The 234-nt window shown below is 67.1% G+C and carries 1 protein-coding gene; it reads right to left on the reverse strand.

Annotation, left to right across the window (positions count from 1 at the left end):
• Positions 1-234 (reverse strand): hypothetical protein (locus tag SB717_RS39735; protein ID WP_486360830.1); only part of this gene is annotated, 234 nt, incomplete at both ends.

The raw sequence follows: 234 nt of genomic DNA on the forward strand, positions 1-234 counted from the left end.
GCGACGTGGTCGGCCGAATCGGGGTCCGACACCAGCGGCCCGACGGCTTCATCGAGGTCGTGTTGTGCCTCGGGCGGCAGCACGATGATCTCCTGAACCAGTGCGCACCCCTCCACCTCGGACGGCCAGCTGGTGGTGGCCAGGACGTGTTCGAGTTCGGCCATCCCGCTTTCGGGGGAGACCGGCAGCGGCTCCTGCTCGATCAGCGTCAACTCAGAGGTGTCGTGGTCATCG

The organism is Priestia sp. SIMBA_032, from assembly GCF_046535215.1.
In the GTDB taxonomy this organism is placed as follows: domain Bacteria; phylum Bacillota; class Bacilli; order Bacillales; family Bacillaceae_H; genus Priestia; species Priestia aryabhattai.